This window comes from Zetaproteobacteria bacterium (genome assembly GCA_003696765.1).
In the GTDB taxonomy this organism is placed as follows: Bacteria; Pseudomonadota; Zetaproteobacteria; order Mariprofundales; family J009; genus RFFX01.
The window spans coordinates 1-4355 of sequence record RFFX01000034.1 but is presented as its reverse complement, the minus strand read 5'-3'; the positions used below and the strand labels follow the sequence as shown (position 1 = coordinate 4355).

The following is a 4355-nucleotide window of genomic DNA, read 5'->3' as shown; positions in this document are numbered from 1 at the left end:
TGCTGGCGCGCATCGAAGAGGCGGAAACCGAGGAGGCCCTGCAAGCCGTCGCCGGCGATGCCGCCCGGCTTCCGGCGAAGGATCGGGAGCAAGCGAGGCGAGCCTATCGCGCCCGGCTGGATGAGCTCCGCCAGGTGCGTGCGAATCGGAAAGAAACGCCCGAGCCTGTGGAGGATGTGGAGTGGATCGAGTGAACGGCTGCGGGTCCTTCCTGGGCTTTTGGTGGGCGGGTAATTCGCACCGCGTTTCCGGCGTAGGCGCAGCGGGACAAACAAGGTGAACGCCCGCGACAAGCAAGAGCTTATGCGGCTGGCCGAGAAGCTGACGGCGGCCGAGCTGCTGGCCCTGGCCCCGCGTATGCCGGAGATTGATGACGTGGTGGAGGCCGAGCGCCTGCGCCGGCTGCAAGCCAAGGTGGCGCGCCTGCCGAGGCGCGAGCGCTGCGGCGCGAAGTCGAGGCGCACCGGCCAACCCTGCCGCCGCTGGGCGATGCCGAACGGCCGATGCCCCCAACATGGGGGCAAGAGCACTGGCCCGAAGACGCCGGAGGGCAAGGCGCGAACCCTCGCCGCCATGCGCGAAGGCTGGCGCCGCTGGGCGGAGCGGCGGAAAAAGGCCAAGGTGACGAAGAAATATGACGGTAACGAAAGCCGGTAACGGAAAAATCGCCTGTCGAGTACTAAGTTGAAACCATTGGCATTTCTTCTTGTTGTTGGATGGACGCCGCCTCCACCAGATTCCTCACCGCCGCGTCGCGGCGGCTGCGCCGTATCGGGCAGCCCGCGTCGGAAGCGACCTTCCTTCCCGCCCCGCCATCCCCCCTCCCACGGGAAGGGGAGAGCCTTGCCCACCGCCGCATCCCGTCTATCCTCCACGCCACCCGCCGCTCCGGACGAAGGCGTCGCCGGGGCACGGACGACCGCCGGATCCGTGCTCCGCAGGAACTGCCGGAGCCATGCGCCCGATTCCCCCAGTACGACAAACCTCCATGGAGGGGGGTTTGGCGGTGTGACGATGAACAGCAGACAAGAGGCTCTCGACTACCACCGACTGCCGCGACCGGGCAAGATCTGCGTCGAGCCGTCGGTCCCCTGCGTCACCCAGCGCGACCTAGCGCTGGCCTACACCCCAGGGGTGGCCGAGCCCTGCCGGGCGATCGCGGCCGATCCCGACCTGGCCGACGACTACACCGCCCGCGCCAACCTGGTCGCCGTAGTGACCAACGGCACGGCGGTGCTGGGGCTGGGCGATATCGGCCCCTTGGCCGGCAAGCCGGTGATGGAGGGCAAGGGGGTGCTCTTCAAGCGCTTCGCCGATGTCGATGTGTTCGACCTGGAGCTGAACGAGCGTGATCCAATGGCGCTGGTGGAGACCGTCGCCCGGCTGGAGCCGACCTTCGGTGGCATCAACCTCGAGGACATCAAGGCACCGGAGTGCTTCATCATCGAGGAGGAACTGAAGAAGCGGGTCAACATCCCGGTGTTGCACGACGACCAGCACGGCACGGCGGTGATCATGGCCGCCGGCCTCATCAACGCCCTGATCCTGCAGGAGAAGGAGATCGGCGATGTGCGCATCGTCTGCCTCGGCGCGGGGGCGGCCGGCTTCGCCTGCATGCGTCTGATCGAGGAGCTCGGGGCGAAGCGGGAACAGATCCTCTTCCTCGACCGCAAGGGGGTGATCCACAAGGAACGTGATGAAGAGCTGCCGCCGCACAAGGCCTGGTTCGCCACCGAGCGGCCGGAGCGGACGCTGGCCGAGGCGATGGCCGGCGCCGATGTCTTCATCGGCCTCTCCTCGGGCAACGTGGTCACACCGGAGATGCTGGCCTCAATGGCGCCGCGGCCGATCGTCTTCGCCATGGCCAACCCCGAACCCGAGATCCCCTACGACGTGGCCATGCGCACCCGCCGGGACCTGATCATGGCCACCGGCCGCTCCGACCACCCCAACCAGGTCAACAATGTACTCGGCTTCCCGTTCCTCTTCCGCGGTGCCCTCGATGTGCGCGCCACCACCTTCAACGAGGAGATGAAGATCGCCGCCGTCCACGCGCTGGCCGGGCTGGCCCGCGAGGAGGTCCCCTCCTCGGTGCTCAAGGCCTACGGCCTGCAGAGCCTGCGCTTCGGCCCGGAGTACATCCTGCCCAAGCCGTTCGACCCACGGCTGATCGAAGTGGTGCCGGCGGCGGTGGCCCGGGCGGCGACCGAGAGCGGCGTGGCGCGCAAGCCGCTGCGGGACGAGGTGGAGTACCGCCACGAGCTCGCCTCGCGCATCGACCGCTCACGCCACTTCATGCGCTGGGTGATGGACAAGGCGCGCAACCGGCCGATCCGGCTGGTGCTGGCCGAGGGCGAGGACGAGACGGTGGTGCGCGCAGCCTCGCTGATCGCCGAGATGGGCATCGCCCGCCCGCTGCTCATCGGCCGCCGGAGGGTGATCGATACGATCGCCCGCGAGGGCGAGATCGCGCTCGATGACGTCGACCGGATCGACCCGACGGTGGAAGACGCCCGGTTCGACAGCCTGGCCGACGCCTACTACTTCGACCGCAAGCGCCACGGTGTGCTACGCCACGACGCCCGCCATCTGCTCGCCTCCGACGCCAACATCTTCGCCGCCATGCTGGTGCGGCAGGGCTTCGCCGACGGCCTGCTCACCGGCCGCACCGCCCACTACCCCAACGCACTGCGGCCGCTGCTCAAGGTGCTGGCGCACGATGTCACCTCCGGCCGGCAGCACCGCGTCTTCGGCATGTATGTGCTGATCATGGAGCGCGGCGCCTTCTTCATGGCCGACTGCACGGTCAACGTCACGATGAGCGCCGAACAGCTGGCCGAACTGGCCCGGCTGGCGGCGGACACCGCCGCCCGCCTGGGGTGCGAGCCACGGGTGGCGATGCTCTCCTTCTCCAACTTCGGCAGCAGCGACCACCCGGAGGCCGCGCGCGTCGCCGAGGCGGTGCGCATCCTGCAGAAAGAGGCCCCGGATCTGGTGGTCGACGGCGAGATGCAGGCCGATACGGCGGTCAATGCGGCCATCCAGGAGGCCTACCCCTTCTGCCGCCTCAAGGAGGCGGCCAATGTTTTGATCTTTCCCACCATGCAGGCGGGCAACATCTGCTACAAGCTGCTGCGCGAGCTTGGCGGGGGTACGGCCATCGGTCCGATCCTGATCGGGCTTCCCTGTCAGGCCCATGTGCTCCAGACCGGGGCCTCGATCGACGACATCGTCAACATGGCGGCGATCGCCTCGGCCCGAGCCGGAGGCTAGAGCCATGCCGACCCTGCGCGAGGTCGACACCACCGCCACGAGGCAAGCCCCGCTCTTCGATCCCCGTCGAGCAAAAAGTCCATGGAGGGACTTTTTGCGATTCGATCATCCATGCACTTCAAACTGATCATCGCCTTCGTCGACGAACGGCGTACCGACGAGATCATGGCCGCCGCGCGCGCGGCGGGGGCGACCGGGGCGACCGTGGTCAACAACGTGCGCGGCGAGGGGCTGTCACGCAAAAAGAGCTTCTTCGGCCTGGCGGTCGATGCGCAGCGCGACGTGCTGATGTTCGTCGTCGAGCAGCATCTAAGCCGCAAGATCCTCGAACGGATCGCCGAGGTGGCCGATTTTGACAACAACCCGGGCAGCGGCATGGCGGTACAGCTCGATCTCGAAGACAGCATCGGACTCAAGTCGCAGATCGAGATCCTGCTCGACGAGGTGGAGGAGAAGTTGTGACGGCCACGCAATACCCCGTCGACGCGGAAGGGAGGTTGACGCAGCCATGACCCAGACTAATGTCTCCGGCATTGCGGTACGCGATGTGATGAAACTGAAGTACGACCTGGTGGAGGGTGTGGCCACGGTGCGTCAGGCACTGGAGATGATGCGGCATGTCGAAACCAAGTGCCTGATCGTCAACAAGCGCCACGCCAACGACGAATACGGCATCGTGGTCATCGCCGACATCGCCAGCAAGGTGCTGGCCCAGGACCGCTCACCCGACCGCGTCTCGGTCTACGAGGTGATGACCAAGCCGGCGATCACCGTCCACCCCGACATGGATATCCGCCACGCCAGCGCCCTGTTCCACCACTTCGGCCTCTCCCGGGCGCCGGTGGTCGACCGGGAGGGCGAGATCATCGGTATCGTCAGCTACACCGACATGGTGATGAAGGGGTTGCTCCGCCTCTCCTGAGCACTGCGCGATCCGGGCCGACGGAACCCCACCCGCGCAACGCCCCTCCACACACCGGCCCCCCGGCGGAATCAGGAGCAACGAAGTGCGGCGTTGCGCGCAACAAAGGCCCGGGCAGGGTTCCCCCCTGCCGACGACCACCATGCAGGCAAAGAGAGAG

Annotated in this window: 5 protein-coding genes; all 5 read left to right on the top strand. The window is 67.1% G+C overall.

The features are described 5' to 3' along the window. Positions 1–194, top strand: a 194-nt coding sequence (locus D6682_03300; protein RMH51852.1) for a hypothetical protein, incomplete at its 5' end; no start/stop codon positions are given. Positions 195–276: 82 nt separating this feature from the next. Beyond that, on the top strand, positions 277–657 hold the full coding sequence (locus tag D6682_03295) for a hypothetical protein (GenBank protein RMH51851.1): 381 nt from the start codon (positions 277–279) through the stop codon (positions 655–657). 357 nt (positions 658–1014) lie between these two features. Further along, positions 1015–3273 (top strand): NADP-dependent malic enzyme, encoded by a 2259-nt coding sequence (locus tag D6682_03290; protein ID RMH51850.1) that lies wholly within the window; start codon positions 1015–1017, stop codon positions 3271–3273. A gap of 111 nt (positions 3274–3384) precedes the next feature. Further along, positions 3385–3735 (top strand): P-II family nitrogen regulator, encoded by a 351-nt coding sequence (locus tag D6682_03285; GenBank protein RMH51849.1) that lies wholly within the window; start codon positions 3385–3387, stop codon positions 3733–3735. A gap of 46 nt (positions 3736–3781) precedes the next feature. Beyond that, complete coding sequence (locus D6682_03280; protein RMH51848.1) at positions 3782–4195, top strand: CBS domain-containing protein; 414 nt, start codon at positions 3782–3784, stop codon at positions 4193–4195. The last annotated feature ends 160 nt before the right edge of the window (positions 4196–4355 follow it).

Coding starts and splice junctions, on each gene's coding strand:
- D6682_03290 (RMH51850.1), top strand. CDS start 1,015: ATGAACAGCAGACAAGAGGCTCTCGACTACCACCGACTGCCGCGACCG.
- D6682_03285 (RMH51849.1), top strand. CDS start 3,385: ATGCACTTCAAACTGATCATCGCCTTCGTCGACGAACGGCGTACCGAC.
- D6682_03280 (RMH51848.1), top strand. CDS start 3,782: ATGACCCAGACTAATGTCTCCGGCATTGCGGTACGCGATGTGATGAAA.